Origin of the sequence: Actinocatenispora rupis (assembly GCF_016861975.1) — a bacterium.
In the GTDB taxonomy this organism is placed as follows: domain Bacteria; phylum Actinomycetota; class Actinomycetes; order Mycobacteriales; family Micromonosporaceae; genus Actinocatenispora; species Actinocatenispora rupis.
Window position 1 is genome coordinate 161,808 of record NZ_BOMB01000017.1, and the last position, 15,285, is coordinate 177,092.

General features: G+C 71.7%; 12 protein-coding genes. 8 read left to right on the forward strand and 4 right to left on the reverse strand.

Annotated elements, in window-relative coordinates; translation table 11 throughout:
- Positions 1 to 158 precede the first annotated feature (158 nt).
- Entirely contained in the window at positions 159 to 2,006 is a 1,848-nt protein-coding gene (locus tag Aru02nite_RS15575) for a PQQ-binding-like beta-propeller repeat protein (protein ID WP_203658235.1), read from the reverse strand.
- 174 nt (positions 2,007 to 2,180) lie between these two features.
- Between Aru02nite_RS15575 and Aru02nite_RS15580 the strand changes: the two genes are divergently transcribed.
- Positions 2,181 to 3,377, forward strand: coding sequence for an ROK family transcriptional regulator (locus tag Aru02nite_RS15580; protein WP_203658236.1), 1,197 nt, complete (start codon positions 2,181 to 2,183; stop codon positions 3,375 to 3,377).
- Here the strand turns inward: Aru02nite_RS15580 and Aru02nite_RS15585 are convergent.
- A complete protein-coding gene (locus Aru02nite_RS15585; protein ID WP_203658237.1) occupies positions 3,361 to 4,260 on the reverse strand; it encodes an ROK family protein in 900 nt (299 codons plus the stop codon). The two genes, Aru02nite_RS15580 and Aru02nite_RS15585, sit on opposite strands and share 17 nt — an antisense overlap.
- Before the next feature lie 229 nt (positions 4,261 to 4,489).
- Between Aru02nite_RS15585 and Aru02nite_RS15590 the strand changes: the two genes are divergently transcribed.
- A complete protein-coding gene (locus tag Aru02nite_RS15590) occupies positions 4,490 to 5,455 on the forward strand; it encodes a glycoside hydrolase family protein (RefSeq protein ID WP_203658238.1) in 966 nt (321 codons plus the stop codon).
- Positions 5,452 to 6,732: a sulfatase family protein gene (locus Aru02nite_RS15595; RefSeq protein ID WP_203658239.1), complete on the forward strand. Its 1,281-nt coding sequence runs from the start codon at positions 5,452 to 5,454 to the stop codon at positions 6,730 to 6,732. Before Aru02nite_RS15590 ends, Aru02nite_RS15595 begins: the two co-directional genes overlap by 4 nt.
- Before the next feature lie 43 nt (positions 6,733 to 6,775).
- On the opposite strand, the gene Aru02nite_RS15600 is transcribed toward Aru02nite_RS15595, so the two are convergent.
- A complete protein-coding gene (locus Aru02nite_RS15600) occupies positions 6,776 to 8,680 on the reverse strand; it encodes an outer membrane protein assembly factor BamB family protein (protein WP_203658240.1) in 1,905 nt (634 codons plus the stop codon).
- A 72-nt stretch (positions 8,681 to 8,752) separates the two neighbouring features.
- A complete protein-coding gene (locus Aru02nite_RS15605; protein ID WP_203658241.1) occupies positions 8,753 to 9,745 on the reverse strand; it encodes a hydroxyacid dehydrogenase in 993 nt (330 codons plus the stop codon).
- A 221-nt stretch (positions 9,746 to 9,966) separates the two neighbouring features.
- On the opposite strand from Aru02nite_RS15605, the gene Aru02nite_RS15610 reads away from it, so the two are divergent.
- The 5 genes from Aru02nite_RS15610 to Aru02nite_RS15630 all read left to right on the forward strand — a co-directional run bounded on the left by Aru02nite_RS15610 (position 9,967) and on the right by Aru02nite_RS15630 (position 15,154).
- On the forward strand, positions 9,967 to 10,956 hold the full coding sequence (locus Aru02nite_RS15610; protein WP_203658242.1) for an ABC transporter permease: 990 nt from the start codon (positions 9,967 to 9,969) through the stop codon (positions 10,954 to 10,956).
- Positions 10,953 to 11,849 carry a carbohydrate ABC transporter permease gene (locus Aru02nite_RS15615; RefSeq protein WP_203658243.1) on the forward strand — a complete coding sequence of 299 codons (897 nt, stop codon included), beginning with the start codon at positions 10,953 to 10,955 and terminating at the stop codon, positions 11,847 to 11,849. The genes Aru02nite_RS15610 and Aru02nite_RS15615 overlap by 4 nt, the downstream gene beginning before the upstream one ends.
- A gap of 24 nt (positions 11,850 to 11,873) precedes the next feature.
- Positions 11,874 to 13,502: an extracellular solute-binding protein gene (locus tag Aru02nite_RS15620; RefSeq protein ID WP_203658244.1), complete on the forward strand. Its 1,629-nt coding sequence runs from the start codon at positions 11,874 to 11,876 to the stop codon at positions 13,500 to 13,502.
- A gap of 14 nt (positions 13,503 to 13,516) precedes the next feature.
- Positions 13,517 to 14,284 (forward strand): polysaccharide lyase family 20 protein, encoded by a 768-nt coding sequence (locus Aru02nite_RS15625; protein ID WP_203658245.1) that lies wholly within the window; start codon positions 13,517 to 13,519, stop codon positions 14,282 to 14,284.
- 327 nt (positions 14,285 to 14,611) lie between these two features.
- Positions 14,612 to 15,154 (forward strand): GNAT family N-acetyltransferase, encoded by a 543-nt coding sequence (locus Aru02nite_RS15630; RefSeq protein ID WP_203658246.1) that lies wholly within the window; start codon positions 14,612 to 14,614, stop codon positions 15,152 to 15,154.
- The last annotated feature ends 131 nt before the right edge of the window (positions 15,155 to 15,285 follow it).

A 15,285-nucleotide genomic window follows, 5' to 3' on the forward strand; every position in this document is an offset into this window, starting at 1 on the left:
CCGCCCGCCGCGGCGTCGATCCGTTGCGGCACGGGCGATGCGCCCTCCGTCCCGGAACGGAGGGCGCCGCCGGCAGAACCGATCCGGGGCGGTTGTCGCGGTGCAACGAATTCCGGCCGACCGGATCAGCTCCGGGAACCGCGCGGATCCGTTGCGGGTCAACCGATCTGCACGAGGTTGCGACCGCGCAGCGTGTAGAGCCGACCGCTCGGTCCGGCCGCGAGCCGTGCCCCGCTGTACCATTCGCCGGCCAGCTCGCTGCGTACCGTGGCGGTGAGGGTGCGGGGGTCGATGGTGGACAGTGCGCGCGCCGCAACGCAGTAAAGGGTGCCGTCGACCGGGTACAGCCGGCCCCGGTCCGGCGCGACCGCGGACAGGTCCGCCTCGGCGAGGATGTCGGGCGCGTCCGGCCCCGGCGTCGCGGGCAGTACGAGGAGCCGGCCGCGCAGCGTGAGCGCGTACAGCCGGTCGCCGAGGACGGCCAGCCCGCTGATGCCGACCGTACCGGTGGATCGGCGCCAGGAGACGACGCCGGTGGCCGGGTCGATCGCGGCGAGGTCGCCGGCGGGGCCGTCCGGGCTGTCGCCACCGAGGTACGCGACGGCGCCGCCGACCGCCACCGCCCTGAGCATCTGCGTGCCGAGCGGATCGGCATGTACCGCAAGCGATCCGTCCGCCGGCCGGTACGTGGCGAGGCAGCCACCGCCGGTGGTGTCGGCCTGCACGCCGACGAGTACGAGGTCGTGGTCGGGGGAGTACCGGATGCAGTGTGGACGGTTCTGTTCGACCGGCAGGCGCGCGACCCGGTGCGGCGCGTCGTCGCGGCCCGGCCGGTAGCGGAACAGCCCCTGCGAGTTGTACGCGGCGAGGTAGAGCGTGTCGTCCACGGTGACGGTGTCCTTGACCTCGCCGGGCATCGGCACCAGCTCGCGCGTGCCGGACGCGGGCCGGTGCCGGGTCATCGAGAAGTTCCCGCCGACGAGCACCTCGTCGCCGACCGCGCCGACCGACATGCCGAGCTGCGGCCCGGCCGGGGCACCGTGCTCGGCGAGCTGCCGCACCTCGACCGTCCCGTCCGCGTACGTCCACAGGTATCCGCCGGACGACACGCCCACCAGCGCACCGCGGTACGCCGACAGCCCCCACGTCTCGCCGTCCGGCACCGGCACCGCCAGCTCGGTCAGGCTGCCGTTCCGGTACCGCAGCAGGGCGCTGCGCTGCGCGCAGGCCAGGTACAGGTCGTCGCCGACGACGAGCAGGTTCGTCACCGCCTTCGTGTCCGGCACGGGGATCACGGTGGTACGCCCCGGATCGGCGAGGTCGATCAGCACCAGCCGCGCCGGATCCCCCTCGGTACCGACGATCAGCGTGTCGCCCTGCCGCGCCAACGCCCGTACGGTCGGGTCGGCGCCGAGCACGTCACCGCCGAGCGGGGTGACCGCTCCGGTACGGCGGTCGATCGCGGCGACCCCGGCATGGGCCGCCCCGTTGCCGCCGGCCAGGCTGCTGCCGGTGCCGGCGTACACGACGTCGTCGGTGGCCAGCAGCGCGAGCGTCTGCGTCGCCGCCGCATCCGGTACGGCCAGCTCGGTGACGGTTTCCGTTGCGGGACAGCAGGAGTAGACGGCGGTCCCGCGGCCGCGACGGGGTTCCCGGCCGGCGACGTACACCGTGCCGTCGGGCGCCACCGCGATCGTCCGCACGAACATCCCCGGTACGGCCGCGACCGGTGTGGCGGTCCGTTCGGTGCAGTGGTAGATGTTGACCGCGTCGGCGGCCTTGGTGACCCCGGCGTACACGCCGCCGTCGGGTGCCGGTGCGAGCGCCTGCACGAAGTTGCCGGTCGGCAACAGTACGGTGGACGTCACGGTGCCGGTGCGCAGGTCGTACCCGGCGATCCGGGCCGGGGACAGGTTGCGCGAGCCGACGCGGCAGACGTCACCGACGACGAGCCCGCTCATCAGCGGGTACCCGACGTTGGCCGGGCCGAGATCGACGACGGTCATGCTCTACCTCCTCCTGGTGCGATTGGCTGACTGGTGTGATTCACCGACTGGATGTGATCGACCGACTGGGTGTGATTCACCGACTGGTGTGATCCTCCGGGCGGCCGGGACCGGCGCCGCCGGGTCGACTTCGTTGCGGCGTAAGCTGAAAGACCGACGGGGAAGGGAGCGGGGATGGCCGGGCGCACCAGCACGGCGACCACGAGGGCGGTGTCGCAGGTCAACCGGACTGCGTTGCTGGAGGCGCTGCGCTCGGGCGGTCCGATGACGTTGCAGGACCTCCAGTCGTCCACCGGCCTGAGCCCGGCGACGGTCAACCGGCTCGTCGACGCGATGCGGCGGGACGGGCTGATCGTCGACGTCGGTGTCGGCGTCTCCACCGGCGGCCGCCCACCCCGCCTGATCGGGTACAACGCGCGCGCCTCGTCGGTGATCGCCGTCGATCTCGGCGCCCGCACCATCAAGGGCGTGCTGTACGACCTGTCCGGTGCGGCGCTGGCCGTCCGTACCGTCGACACCGGGGCCGACAGCGACGCGGCCAGCGGTCCGGGCGTGTTCGACCGGGTGGCGGAACTGGCCGAGCGGCTGGTCGCCACCGGCGTCGAGCAGGGCAGCCCGGCCCGCGCGGTGGCGGTCGGCGTGCCCGGCACCGTGCGTACCGACACCGGCATGGTCGAGTTCGCGCCGTCGCTGCGCTGGTGGGACATGCCGCTGGCGGAGCTGCTCACCGAACGGCTCGGCGTCCCCGTCGTGGTCGAGAACGACGTCAACCTGCGGGCGGTGGCCGAGCACCGGCTGGGCGCGGGTCGCGGCATGGCGAGCATGGCGGTCGTCGCCGTCGGTACCGGGGTCGGCGCCGGGCTGGTGATCGGCGGCGAGCTGTTCCGCGGGGCGCAGGGCGGTGCCGGCGAGATCGGGTACATGCTGCTCGACCGGTCGTCGGTGGCCCGGCCCTGGCCCGGTTTCGGGGATCTGGAGTCGCGGATCGGTGGCCCGGCGCTCGCCCGCCGCGCCGCGGACGCCGGCCTCGCCGAGCCGAAGGGCGGCCTGGACGCCGAGCGTGTGCTTGCCCGGGTACGCGCCGGCGACCGTACCGCGAACGAGGTGTTCCGGGCGGTCGTGGACGAGGTGGCGATGGCGGTGGCGAACCTGGCAGTGGTTCTCAACCCGGAGGCGATCATCCTCGCGGGCGGTGTCGGTGACGCCGCGGCCGACCTGCTTCTCCCGGCCGTACGGGCGCGCCTGGCCGGCCGGATCCCGTTGGTACCGAAGCTGGTGGCGGCCGAGGTGCCGGACGGTGAGCTGCGCGGCGCCGCCCAGCTCGCGGTCGAGTCGTCCGAGCACCCCGTCTACCTCACCTCCCAGTCCTGACGCCGTCCGCGGTCGACGCGGCGGCGTGCAGCGCGCCGACGAGCGGGGCTCGCTCGCCGAACGCGGACACCACGACCGGCACCGTCCAGCCGCCCAGCTCGCGGAGCCGGTCGACGACGGTCGCGGCGATCGGCTCCGCTGCGCCGATTCCGCCGGTGAGAACGATCGCGCCCGGGTCGACGATGGTGATCACCGCGCCGAGGCAGTACGCGACGGCCCGGCAGTAGCGGTCGAGTGCGCGGAGTGCGGCGGGCTCGGCGCGCCGGGCCGCCGCGACGATCTCCGGTACGTCCGCGTCGCGTCGCCCGCCGGCCGCGTCGTACCCGGCGCGCAGGCCGGCGACGCTGACGACGGACTCCAGGGCGCCGGCGTCCGGCAGCGGCAGTTCGGCGACCTCACCGGCGGCGAGGTGGTCACCGGCGAGGACGGCCCCGCCGCTCGTGATGCCGAGCCCGACCCCGGTCCCCAGCGCCAGTACGGCGAGCGTGCGGGCGGCGTGGCCACCGCGCGTGGCCTCGGCGTACGCGGCGAGGTTGACGTCGTTGTCGAGCGTCACCGGGCAGCCGAGCCGGGACGTGAAGGCGCCGCGCGCGTCGAGTTCGGCGAGTCCGGGGAACGCGGGGCAGCGCAGCACCCGACCGCTCGCCGCATCGGGCGTTCCGGGTACGCCGAGGACGGCGTGCCGTGGCGTCGCGCCGGCCCGGCCGACGAGCGTGTCGGCGATCCGGCCCACCTGGTCGATGAGCCCGACGCCGGCCCGGTCGCTGGCGACGGTGTCCTCGGCGAGTACGCGGCCGTCGGGGGTGGCGAGCGCGGCGCGCACCTTGGTGCCGCCGATGTCGACGCCCAGCACGGTGTCGGTCGGCGGTTGTGTGTCCAGCAACGGTCCTCCAGCCGGGCAGCCACTTCTTTATCAGTAAGAACAATAATCGCCCGGAGCGGCGCCTGGCGTCAATGCCCGCCAGTGTCGATGCGGGCAGGGCTGAGGGACGAAACGGCGCTCTTGACACGGGAGTACCGGGAAGGACAGGCTGGGGCGACTTCTTAGTCATATGAACGATGAAGGGTGCCGTGGCTCCTGCCACGCGTACCCGCGGGAGGGGACACGAGTCGTGCAGAGCCTGATCGACCCGCCGCGGATCCGGATGGCGGACAGCGTCCTGGTCCGCGCGCCGGAGAAGGACGAGCCCGGCTACTGGGCGGGCTGCCCCAGCGTGCGTCACGACGGGAACCGCTTCCTGCTGACGTACCGCGAGCGGCATCCGCGTGGCGTCGAACCCGAACGCGGGTGGCGGTGCGCGGTCGCCGAGAGTACCGACGGGGTGGAGTTCCGTGATCTGTGGGAGGTCCACAAGGACGAACTCGCATCGCCGTCGATGGAGCGGATGAGCCTCGTCCGGCAGGAACCGGACGGCGACTGGCTCGCCTACCTCAGCTACGTCGATCCGGCGGACAACCGGTGGCGCATCGACGTGCTGCGCGCTGGCGACCCCGCCGGGTTCGACATCGCGCGGCGTACCGAGGTGTTCACGGCCGCGTCGACCGGTACCGAGGGCATCAAGGATCCGTACACGCTGGTGGTGGGCGGCTCGGTGCTGATGTACGCGGTGGTGTCGCGGTCGCGGGAGTTCACCGCCGCCGAGCGCGACCTCGCGCACGCCACCGCGGACATCCACAACACCGGGCTCACCACGCAGCCGACCGTCGCCGCGATCAGCCAGGACGGTACCCGCTTCGACCTGCTCGGCGAGGTACTGCCGACCGGAAACGGTTGGGACGCCTACGAATCGCGGCTCACCTGCGTGGTGCCCACCGGCGACGGGTACCTCGGCCTGTACGACGGATCCGCCTCGTACCACGAGAACTACGAGGAGCGCTGCGGCGTCGCCGTCTCCACCGACCTGACGCGGTGGCTCAAGACCACCCCGACCGGCCCGCGGTACACCTCGCCGCACGGCACCGGCTCCCTCCGGTACGTGGACGTCGCGGTCGTCGGCGACGAGTGGTTCGTGTACTTCGAGGCGACCCGCGCGGACGGTGCGCACGAGCTGCGCCTGGCCCGCGTGCCCCGACCGTGACGCCGAACGTGCTGGTCGTCCTCACCGACCAGCAGGCCGCGACCGCGATGAGCTGCGCCGGCAACCCGTACCTGGCGACGCCGGCGCTGGACGCGCTCGCCGCGCGCGGCACCCGCTTCACCCGCGCGCACTGCACCCAACCGCTGTGTACGCCGTCGCGGGCGTCGATGCTGACCGGCCGGATGCCCACCGAACTCGGCGTCACCGTGAACGCCGGCCGCCTCACCGGCGTACCTGCCGAACAGCAGCTCGGCCGCGTCTTCACCGCGGCCGGCTACGACTGCGGGTACGCGGGGAAGTGGCACGTGCCGGAGCTGGCCGTACCGGCGGGTGTGGGGTTCCGGCGGGTGCACGGGGAGAGCGAGGACGGGCTCGTCGCGGACTGTGCGGCGTTTCTCGCCGAGCCGCGGGACCGGCCGTACCTGCTGGTCGCGTCGCTCACCGAGCCGCACGGCATCTGCCAGTGGGCCCGCGGCCAGACCCCGCCGTCCGGCGACGTGTCCGATGTGGACAGTGCCGGTTGGCCGCCGCTGCCACCGAACTTCGCGATCGGCGGCTACGACGCGGAACTGCCGCGCATCGCGCAGGCCCGCTCGCCGCACTCGTACCCGACGGCGGGGTGGGACGAGGACCGGTGGCGACGCTACCGGTTCGCGTACCACCGGCTGTGCGAGCGGGCCGACGCGCAGGTGGGGCGGCTGCTGGAACTCGTCGACGAGGACACCGTGGTGGTGTTCAGCGCCGACCACGGCGACCAGGCCGGCGCACACCGCTGGAACCAGAAATGGGTGCTGCACGCCGAATCCGTCGAGGTTCCGCTCATCGTCGCCGCGCCCGACGGTCGCCGCGGCGCCACCAGTGACGCCCTCGTCTCGGTCGGACTCGACCTGCTCCCGACCCTCTGCGACTACGCGGGAATCGGTCCCCCGCAAGGGATCCCGGGTCGCAGCCTGCGCCCGGTCGTCACCGCCGGCACGCCGGACGGCTGGCGCGACACCGTGTACGCGGAGACCGAGTGGGAGGTGCCGGGCGTGCAGCACCTGACCGGCCGGATGGTACGCACCGACCGCTTCCGGTACGTCTGCTACGCCTGGGGCCGGCACCGCGAGCAGCTGTACGACCTGCACGCCGATCCGGGGGAGCAGACCAACCTCGCTCCGGTCGGCTCGTACGCGGGGGTGCTGGCCGACCACCGCCGCCGGCTGGCCGCGCACGCCGCCGGGATCGGCGACCGCTTCACCCGCTTCGTCCCCGCCGCGGACGCCCCGTTCCGCTGAGGCACACCGTGCCGCCCGGAACTCGGGCGGCACGGTGCCGCCGTCAGGGTACGACGCGCAGGAGGTGGCGGCCGCGAAGGGTGTAGAGCGCGCCGGACTCGTCGGCCGCGAGCGTCGCCCCGCTGTACCACTGGCCGTCGAGGTCACCGACCACTGTGGACACCGCGTACGTGTCGGGGTCGACGCGGAACAGCGCGGCCGACGACCCGCCGTACACGGTGCCGTGGGTGACGAGGAGCCGGGCCATGCCGACGACCAGCGCGCCCAGCGGCGCCGAGTGCAGCAGCTCACCGTCCGATGTGGACACCACGAACAGCGTGCCGGCCATGGTGATCCCGTACAGCCGGCCGCGGTGGGTGGCGAGCGTCGAGATCCCGGAGCCCAGCGCGGGATCGGTGCGCCAGCGCCGTTCGCCGGTCGCGATGTCGAGGGCGAGCAGCTCGCCGCGCGGCCCGACCGGGTACCGGTTCCAGCCGCCCAGGTACGCCACGCCGTCGGCCGCCGCCACCGCCCGAACCATCTGGTACGGGTCGAACGGGTCGACGTGTGCGGTCAGAGTTCCGTCGCCGGGCCGGTACAGGCTGAGCGCGCCACCGCCGGACGTGTCGTTCTGGGTGGCGACCAGCAGCGTGCCGGTCGTGGCGTCCCAGGCCGATCCCTGCGGCCGGTTCTGCCCGGCGGGCAGAGCAACGGCCCGCTCCGGCACGCCGCCCGGCCGGTGCCGCCAGATGCCCTGTCCATTGTAGACACTGAGATGCAGGGTGCCGTCGACGACGCGCATGCTCTTGGCCTCTCCCGGTACGAGCAGGCGCCGCCGGGTACCGGTGGTCAGGTCGTGTTCGACCACGCCGCCGTTGCCGCCCACGTACACGCGGCCGTCGCCGGCGGCGAGCGACATGCCGAGTTGCGGTTCGGCCGGCGCACCCGCCTCCACCAGATCCCGGTGTACGGTCACGCCGGTGGCGAGGTCGTGGTGGTCGACCGCGCCGTACGCGGAGACGGCGAGCAGTTCGCCGCGGGAGTACCCGAGGCCCCACCGGCCACCGCGGCCGAGAGCGCCGATGCCCCACCGTTCCCCGTCGCCGAGGTCCGCGACGGGGGTGAGCGTGCCGTCGGCGTACCGGAGGATGCGGCCGGCGTCGAGGTACACGCCGTCGGGGCCGGCGAGGAAGCTGCCTGCCGACCCGGCGTCGACGGTGAGCACCCGATGGTCGGCGGGGTCGTCGAGGCGCAGCACGGCGACGTGGCCGTGCGGGCTGCCCTGCGTGCCGACGAAGAGGTGGTCGCCGATGACCGCGACCGTCTTGACCGCGGGATCAGCGGCGAGCGCGGGCGGCAGGATGTCCGTGACCGCACCGGATTCCCGGTCGACGGCGTACAGCCCGGCGCGGCTGGCGCCGGCGCCGCCGAGCAGGTTGCTGCCGGACCCGTAGTACACGTGGGTGTCGGTGGCGGCGACACCGCGCGCCTGGGTCGTCGCCGGATCGGGTACGGCGACCAACCGCACCGCACCCGTGTCCGGCCGGTACTCCCAGAGTCCCGGCTCGGGTTGCTTGCCCACGGCGTACACGACGCCGTCGGGGGCGACCGCGAGCGCGCGGACGTCGAGCCCGGGAATGGTTGCCACACCGGGGATGTCGGGCCGCGGTGTCGGATCGGTGAGGTCCCAGCGGTACAGGTTCGGATGCTCGCCGGGGCCGGTCTCGTGCGCGGAGACGATCCCGGCGTACAGGGCGCGGTGGCCGTCCGCGGCGAGCGCCTGCACGAACTTGCCGGGTCCGAGCAGCCGCCGGCCGACCACCCGTCGCGTCGGCGCGTGGTACGCGAGCACCTGCGCGGGGGCGAGGTTGCGGGAGCCGATGTAGAGCGTGTCGCCCACCTGGATGCCGCTCATCAGGCAGTACATCAGGTCGTTGGCCGGGCCGAGATCGGTGATGACCGGGGGCACGACGGCGTCCTCTCGCTTTTAGCTCATATCGAGATGGAACTCTGGACCCGTTGCGCCACCGTGTCAAGCGCCTCACGCCATCCTGGCGGCGGCGGCGCGGTCGACCGACCACCGCAGCGGCTCGCCGGCCGCGTACCGTTCCAGCTCGTCGGCGACCAGGGCACCGAGCCGGCCGCACTCGCGGTCGACACTGCCGGCGATGTGCGGCGTGACCACCACGTTCGGCAGCGTGAACAGCGGCGATCCCGGTACGGGCGGCTCCGGGTCGGTCACGTCCAGCGCCGCGAACAGGTCCGGCCGCTCGGTCAGTACCTCGACCAGGGCCGGCTCGTCGAGTACCGCGCCGCGCGAGGTGTTGACGAGGGTCGCGCCAGATGGCATGGCGCGCAACAGATCCCGGCCGACGAGCCCGCGCGTGGCCGGCAGCAGCGGGGTGTGCACGCTGAGCACGTCGGACCGTTCGAACAGCTCGGTGAGGCCGACCGTGGTGACGCCGAGGTCCGCCGCGACGGCCGGGTCGACGTACGGGTCGTGCGCGAGCACCGTGACGTCCAGTACGCGGAGGCGTTCGGCGACCATCCGGCCGATCGCGCCGAGCGACAGCAACCCCACCGTCGAGCCGTACGCGCCGGGCACCCGCATCCGGGGCAGCGCGCGCCCGGCCGTACGCGCGGCGAGGACGTGCTGCCAGCCGCGCTTGAGCGCGTAGCAGATCTGGGCCACGGTGAACTCCGCGACGGGCCGCGCGTTCACGTGGAACGCCGACACGATCGGGATACCGCGGTCCCAGAACGCGTCGGTCGCGATGCGCCGGATCGAGCCCGCCGCGTACAGGACGAGGCGCAGCCGCGGCGCCGCGTCGAGCAGGTCGGCGGACAACACGGGCGCACCCCAGCCCGTGCACAGTACGTCGACGTCGGTCAGCGCCGCCGGATCGGCACGTACGGCCGGCTCGTCGCGCGGGCCCCACAGTGGCGTGGCCAGTCGCTCGATGCGGTCCCGGGCGGCCCGGTCGTACACCCGGTCGTAGCGGGCGGGATCCATCGCGTACGCGGCGGTGAGCACCCTGGTCTCCTTCGGTGGAGGACTGTTCTGATCACAGCGATTCACAACCCGTGCGCCGACTCTGCCACGGCCAGGCTCGTTCGTGCACAGGGATCCCGGCCACGAACCGGGTACGCAAGGTCGTGGGCGGCGAAGTCTTGACAGCCTCATGGCGGCTACGCAGACTGGGCTTTACCTCTATCTGATACATAAGCCTACGGCGCCGCGCCGGGAGGATCGCCATGACCGACGTCCGGCCGATCGAGGCCGACCGCACGGCCGGGCAACCGGCACCGGCCGAACCGCAGGCGCCACCGGTCCGGCGTCGTACCGTGTGGCAGCGGTTGCGGCGGGACCGGACGATGCTGCTGCTGACCGTGCCCGGCCTGCTGTTCTTCCTGGTCTTCCACTACGTGCCGCTGCTCGGCTACGTGGTGGCCTTCCAGAGCTACCAACCGTTCCTGGGCTTCACGCAGAGCCCGTGGGTGGGTCTGGCGAACTTCGCCACCACGTTCGGCGACCCGGCGTTCTGGTCCGCGACGCTGAACACGCTGAAGATCACGTTGCTGCAACTGGTGTTCTTCTTCCCGGCGCCGATCGCGCTCGCGCTGCTGCTGAACAGCATGCTGTCGAGCAAGCTCCGCCGCTTCGTGCAGAGCGTCGTGTACCTGCCGCACTTCATCGGCTGGGTCATCATCGTGTCGATCTCGCAGGAACTGCTCGGCGGTACCGGCGTGGTCACGCACCTGCTCGACGCGGTCGGCGTGCACAACGCGGACCTGACGAACAACCCGGCGTTCTTCCCGTTCCTGGTGACGCTCCAGGTGATCTGGAAGAACACCGGCTGGGGCACGATCATCTACCTCGCCGCCCTGGTCGGCATCGACCAGCAGCTGTACGAGGCGGCCGCCGTGGACGGCGCGAACCGGTGGCGCCGGCTGTGGCACGTGACGCTGCCGGGCCTGATGCCGGTGACGATCCTGCTGCTGATCCTCAACCTGGGCAGCATCCTGTCGGTCGGCTTCGAGCAGATCCTGTTGCAGCGCGACAACGTCGGCGCCGACGCCGGCGAGGTACTCGACACCTACGTGTACTTCCACGGCATCGTCGACGGCCAGTGGGGGCCGTCGGCGGCGGTCGGCCTGGTCAAGGGACTCATCGGTACCGCGCTGATCCTCGGCGCGAACAAGCTCGCCCACGTGCTCGGCCAGGAAGGTGTGTACCGCCGATGACCGCACCCACCGCACGGCCCGCGTGGCTGGAACGCCCCAGCCTGGCCGGCCGGATCGTCAAGGCCCTCGCCGTCGCGATCATCCTGACCCTGGTCGTCTACCCGTTCCTGGCGGTGCTGTCGACGAGCCTCGCCACCCAGGGCGAGATCTCCCGCAAGGGCGGCCTCGTCATCTGGCCCGACGACCCGACGCTGGAGGCGTACCGGACGATCTTCTCGGGTGGGGTGGTCACGAAGGCGCTGGTCGTCAGCATCGGCGTCACCGTGCTGGGGACGCTCGCGAGCATGGTCGCCACGATCATGATGGCGTACGGGCTGTCCCGGAAGGACATGATCGGCGGGCGACCGATCCTGCTCGTCGCGCTGTTCACGATGCTGTTCTCGGCCGGCATCATCCCGAACTTCCTCGTCGTCAAGCAGCTCGGCCTGCTCAACAGCTACGCGTCGCTCGTCGTACCGGTGCTGGTGAGCGCGTTCAACCTGGTGGTGCTGCGGAACTTCTTCGTCAACATCCCGCAGGAACTGATCGACAGCGCGCGCATCGACGGGGCCGGCGACCTCGCCATCCTGGTCCGCCTCGTACTTCCCCTGTCCAAGGCGGTACTCGCGGTCATCGCGCTGTTCTACGCCGTCGAGTACTGGAACGCGTTCTTCCACGCGCTGCTGTACCTGAGCGACACGTCGAAGTGGCCGCTCGCGCTGATCCTGCGCGCGTACGTGTTGCAGGGGCAGCCGACGACCGGCTCGATGAACGCGATGTCCGACAGCCTGCCGCCGCAGGAGGGCATCCAGATGGCCGTCGTGATCGTGGCCGTCGTGCCGATCCTGCTCGTCTACCCGTTCCTCCAGCGGTACTTCACCAAGGGCGTTCTCACCGGCGCCATCAAGGGCTGACCGTCCACAAAGGAGAGCCAGGAGATGTCCAACTCACCGCGGCTGAGCCGCCGTACGCTGCTCGCCGGTGCCGGCGCAGGTGCCCTGGCCGTCACCGCCGCCGGGTCGCTGACCGCCTGCGGCAACGGCGGATCGGCGCAGGATCTCGCCAACGGCAAGGCGACACTGCCGTCGTACCAGCCGATCACGAGGTCGCACCCGGACCTGCCGTCGATCCCGCCCTGCGGCGTCACCGGCTACTACCGGTACCCGAAGGCGCGGTTCCGCTCGGTGGCGAAGACCCCGGCGTCCGGCGGTACGATCAGCGCCCTGGTCGCGATCACCGCGCCGCCGCCCACCCCGCACGACCAGAACCGGATCTGGCAGGCCGCCGAGAAGCGCATCGGCGCGCGGATGAACCTGACCATGATCACGCAGTCGGACTACAAGCAGCGGTTCACCACCACGATCGCCGGCGGCGACCTGCCCGACTTCATGCTGTTCCAGAAGATCGCGAACTACGCGCAGCTGCTCCAGGCGAAGTTCGCCGACCTGACGCCGCTGCTCGGCGGTGACGCGGTCCACGAGTACCCGAATCTGGCGAACATCCCGACGGTGTGCTGGCAGCAGGCCGCCGTCGGCAACAAGCTCTACGGGCTTCCGTTGTGCCGCAACGGAATGCAGGGCCCGGGGCTGTACCACAAGGAGATGTTCGACGAGGTCGGCGGCTACCCGAAGGACGCCGACGAGTTCTTCACGTTCGTCAAGGAACTGACCCGGCCGAAGCAGAACCGGTGGGGGATCGTCGGGCACCAGGGCAGCGCGTACAGCCTGAAAACGGCGCTGATGCTGTTCAAGGTGCCGTTCAACTGGCAGTTGTCGGGTGGCAAGCTCACCAAGGACATCGAGACCGACGCGCACAAGGAGGCCGTCGCCTACCTGCGCAAGCTGTACGCGGCGGGCGTGTTCCACCCCGACTCGAACGCGCCGAACAACCGCACCAAGAACATCTTCAACAACGGCAGCGCGGCGGTCTCGACCGACACCGTCACCGGCCTGCTCGGCGCGGTCAAGAACCAGGCCAAGGTGAACCCGAAGTTCCAGCCGCGGGCACTCAAGGCACTGGCGCACGACGGCAGCCGCGGCATCGTGTACCTCGACTTCCTCATCAACAGCTTCGCCGTACTGAAGAAGGGCGACGAGAAGCGGCTGAAGGAACTGTTGCGGGTGGCCGACTTCCTCGCCGCGCCGATCGGATCGCAGGAACAGCAACTCCTGACGTACGGAGTGGAGGGCGAGACGTTCCGCTTCGACGACAAGGGAACGCCGGTCCTGACCGCCGGGCACGAGAACGATTCGGCCATCCCGTGGGGATTCATCGTCAACGGCCCGATGGAACTGTTCGACGCGGCCAACCCGGACACCGTGAAGTACCGGTACGAGGGGGTGAAGGACCTGTCGCCGTACACGGTGAAGGATCCGACCGCGGGACAGTACTCGGCGACGGACGCGACGGTCGGCGAAACGTTGACACAGAACATCATGGACACCTGCACCTCGATCATCGCCGGCCGCAAACCGATGAGCGCGTACGACGCCATGGTCAAGCAGTGGCGCGCGCAGGGCGGCGACAAGATGCGCGACGAGTACGAGAAGGCACTGGCGAAGTCCTGACCGGGAGGCGCGGAATGGCATCGAGGAGAAGGATCCTGGCGTACGGCGCGGCGCTGGCGGCGGGCACGCTCGGCGCCGCGGCACTGCCCGCCGGGGCGGCCTCGGCGGACACGACCGTGTTCGCCGACGGATTCGAGGGCACCGACTTCGGCGCGTGGACCCGGCAGCGCATCGACGGCAACGGCGCCATGGACCTCGTCACCGATCCGGTACTCGCCGGCGCACAGTCGGCCCGGTTCACCGTCCCCAACGACGGCGTGTCGTACCGGTCGGAGGTGGCGCACGACGCGTTCGGCTTCGGCTCGTACTCCTACGAGTTCGCGGACCTGGTGCCGAGCGACTGGGTGACCTACCAGTACGGGACGATCCTGGCGCAGTGGCACGGGTACCCGCTGGCGGACGGCAGCGACACCAACCCGCCGCTCTCGCTGATCGTCAAGGAGACGTACTGGCAGTTCAAGGTCCACTGGCTGGACGACACCGGCGCGGTGCAGGAGACCACGCTCAGCCTGCCGGACGTCACCTTCGGCGCGTGGAACCGCTGGCGGATCGACGTCACCTGGTCCACCCCGGACACCCCGGGCAGCCTCCGGATCTGGCTCAACGACAACCAGGTCGCCAGCTACGACGGCGTCAACAACTACCACCAGAACCAGGAACCGTACTTCAAGCTCGGCATCTACCGGCCGAACTGGAACCCCGCCAAGGGCATCCCGTACCCGACGGGTGGTCCGCCGGTCGTCGTGTACGACGACGCGGTGACCGTCACCGCGCTCGGCTGACCCGGGACGTACGTGGCCGTTGGCGCGGCCGGGACCGCGCCAACGGCCGTCGATCCGCGCCGGCGCCCGGACCGGGGCGCGCGCCGGGGGGGCAATGGTCAGGAACGCGGGATCCAGTTACGCATGACGGTGCTCCTCCTCCGTAGGTCGACCGTCCGCAGTGGACGGAACGACCGGTCCGTACCGGCGCGGCTCTGCGACCCGGCACAGTCCCCGCACACGACCGGGCCACGGCGACCGCGGTGTGCCGGTCCGGGGACGTCCGATCCGAGCGAGGCATTCCCAACCCGTTGGTACGCCTGGATGCGGTCGCAGTACCGTCGCGGGATGCCCGAACTGATCGCGCCCACCGTACGGTTGCACGCGTCCTGGCTCGCGGCACGCGACGACTGGGGCCGGGGCGTACACCAGGACGGCAGCGGGCTGCACGAGACCGACGAGGTCGACAGCGCCGCCGGGTTCGCCCGGTGGGTCGGCTGGCTGCACAGCCAGTCGGACGCGTCGACACCGCTCCCGGACGGCCGGGTGCACGCCTCGTACTGGTGGATCGTGGACGGCGACGACTGCCTCGGCGCGATCAGCCTGCGGTACCGGCTGAACGACTTCCTGCGGCGGGTCGGCGGGCACGTCGGCTACGGTGTACGCCCGTCGGCGCGCGGCCGCGGCCTCGCGACCTGGGCGCTGGGCGCCGTCCTGCCGGAGGCGCGTGGGCGGGGGATCGACCGGCTGTTGGTCACCTGCGCCGACACCAACCATGCCTCCGCCCGCGCCATCCAACGCAACGGCGGCGTACTCGACGGCGTCCACGACACCGAACGCGGCCGCACCCGCCGGTACTGGATCGACCTCACCGCGCGCGGCGCCTCCTGACCCCGCACACCGGTGACAGCGGATCCGGTTGGCACCACCTCCGATGCCCCACGGCCGGACCACCCGCCGAGCCCGGCCGGGCCACGGCCCAGCCCGGGAACTGCTGTCCCGCAAGGGAACCAGCAGCACAC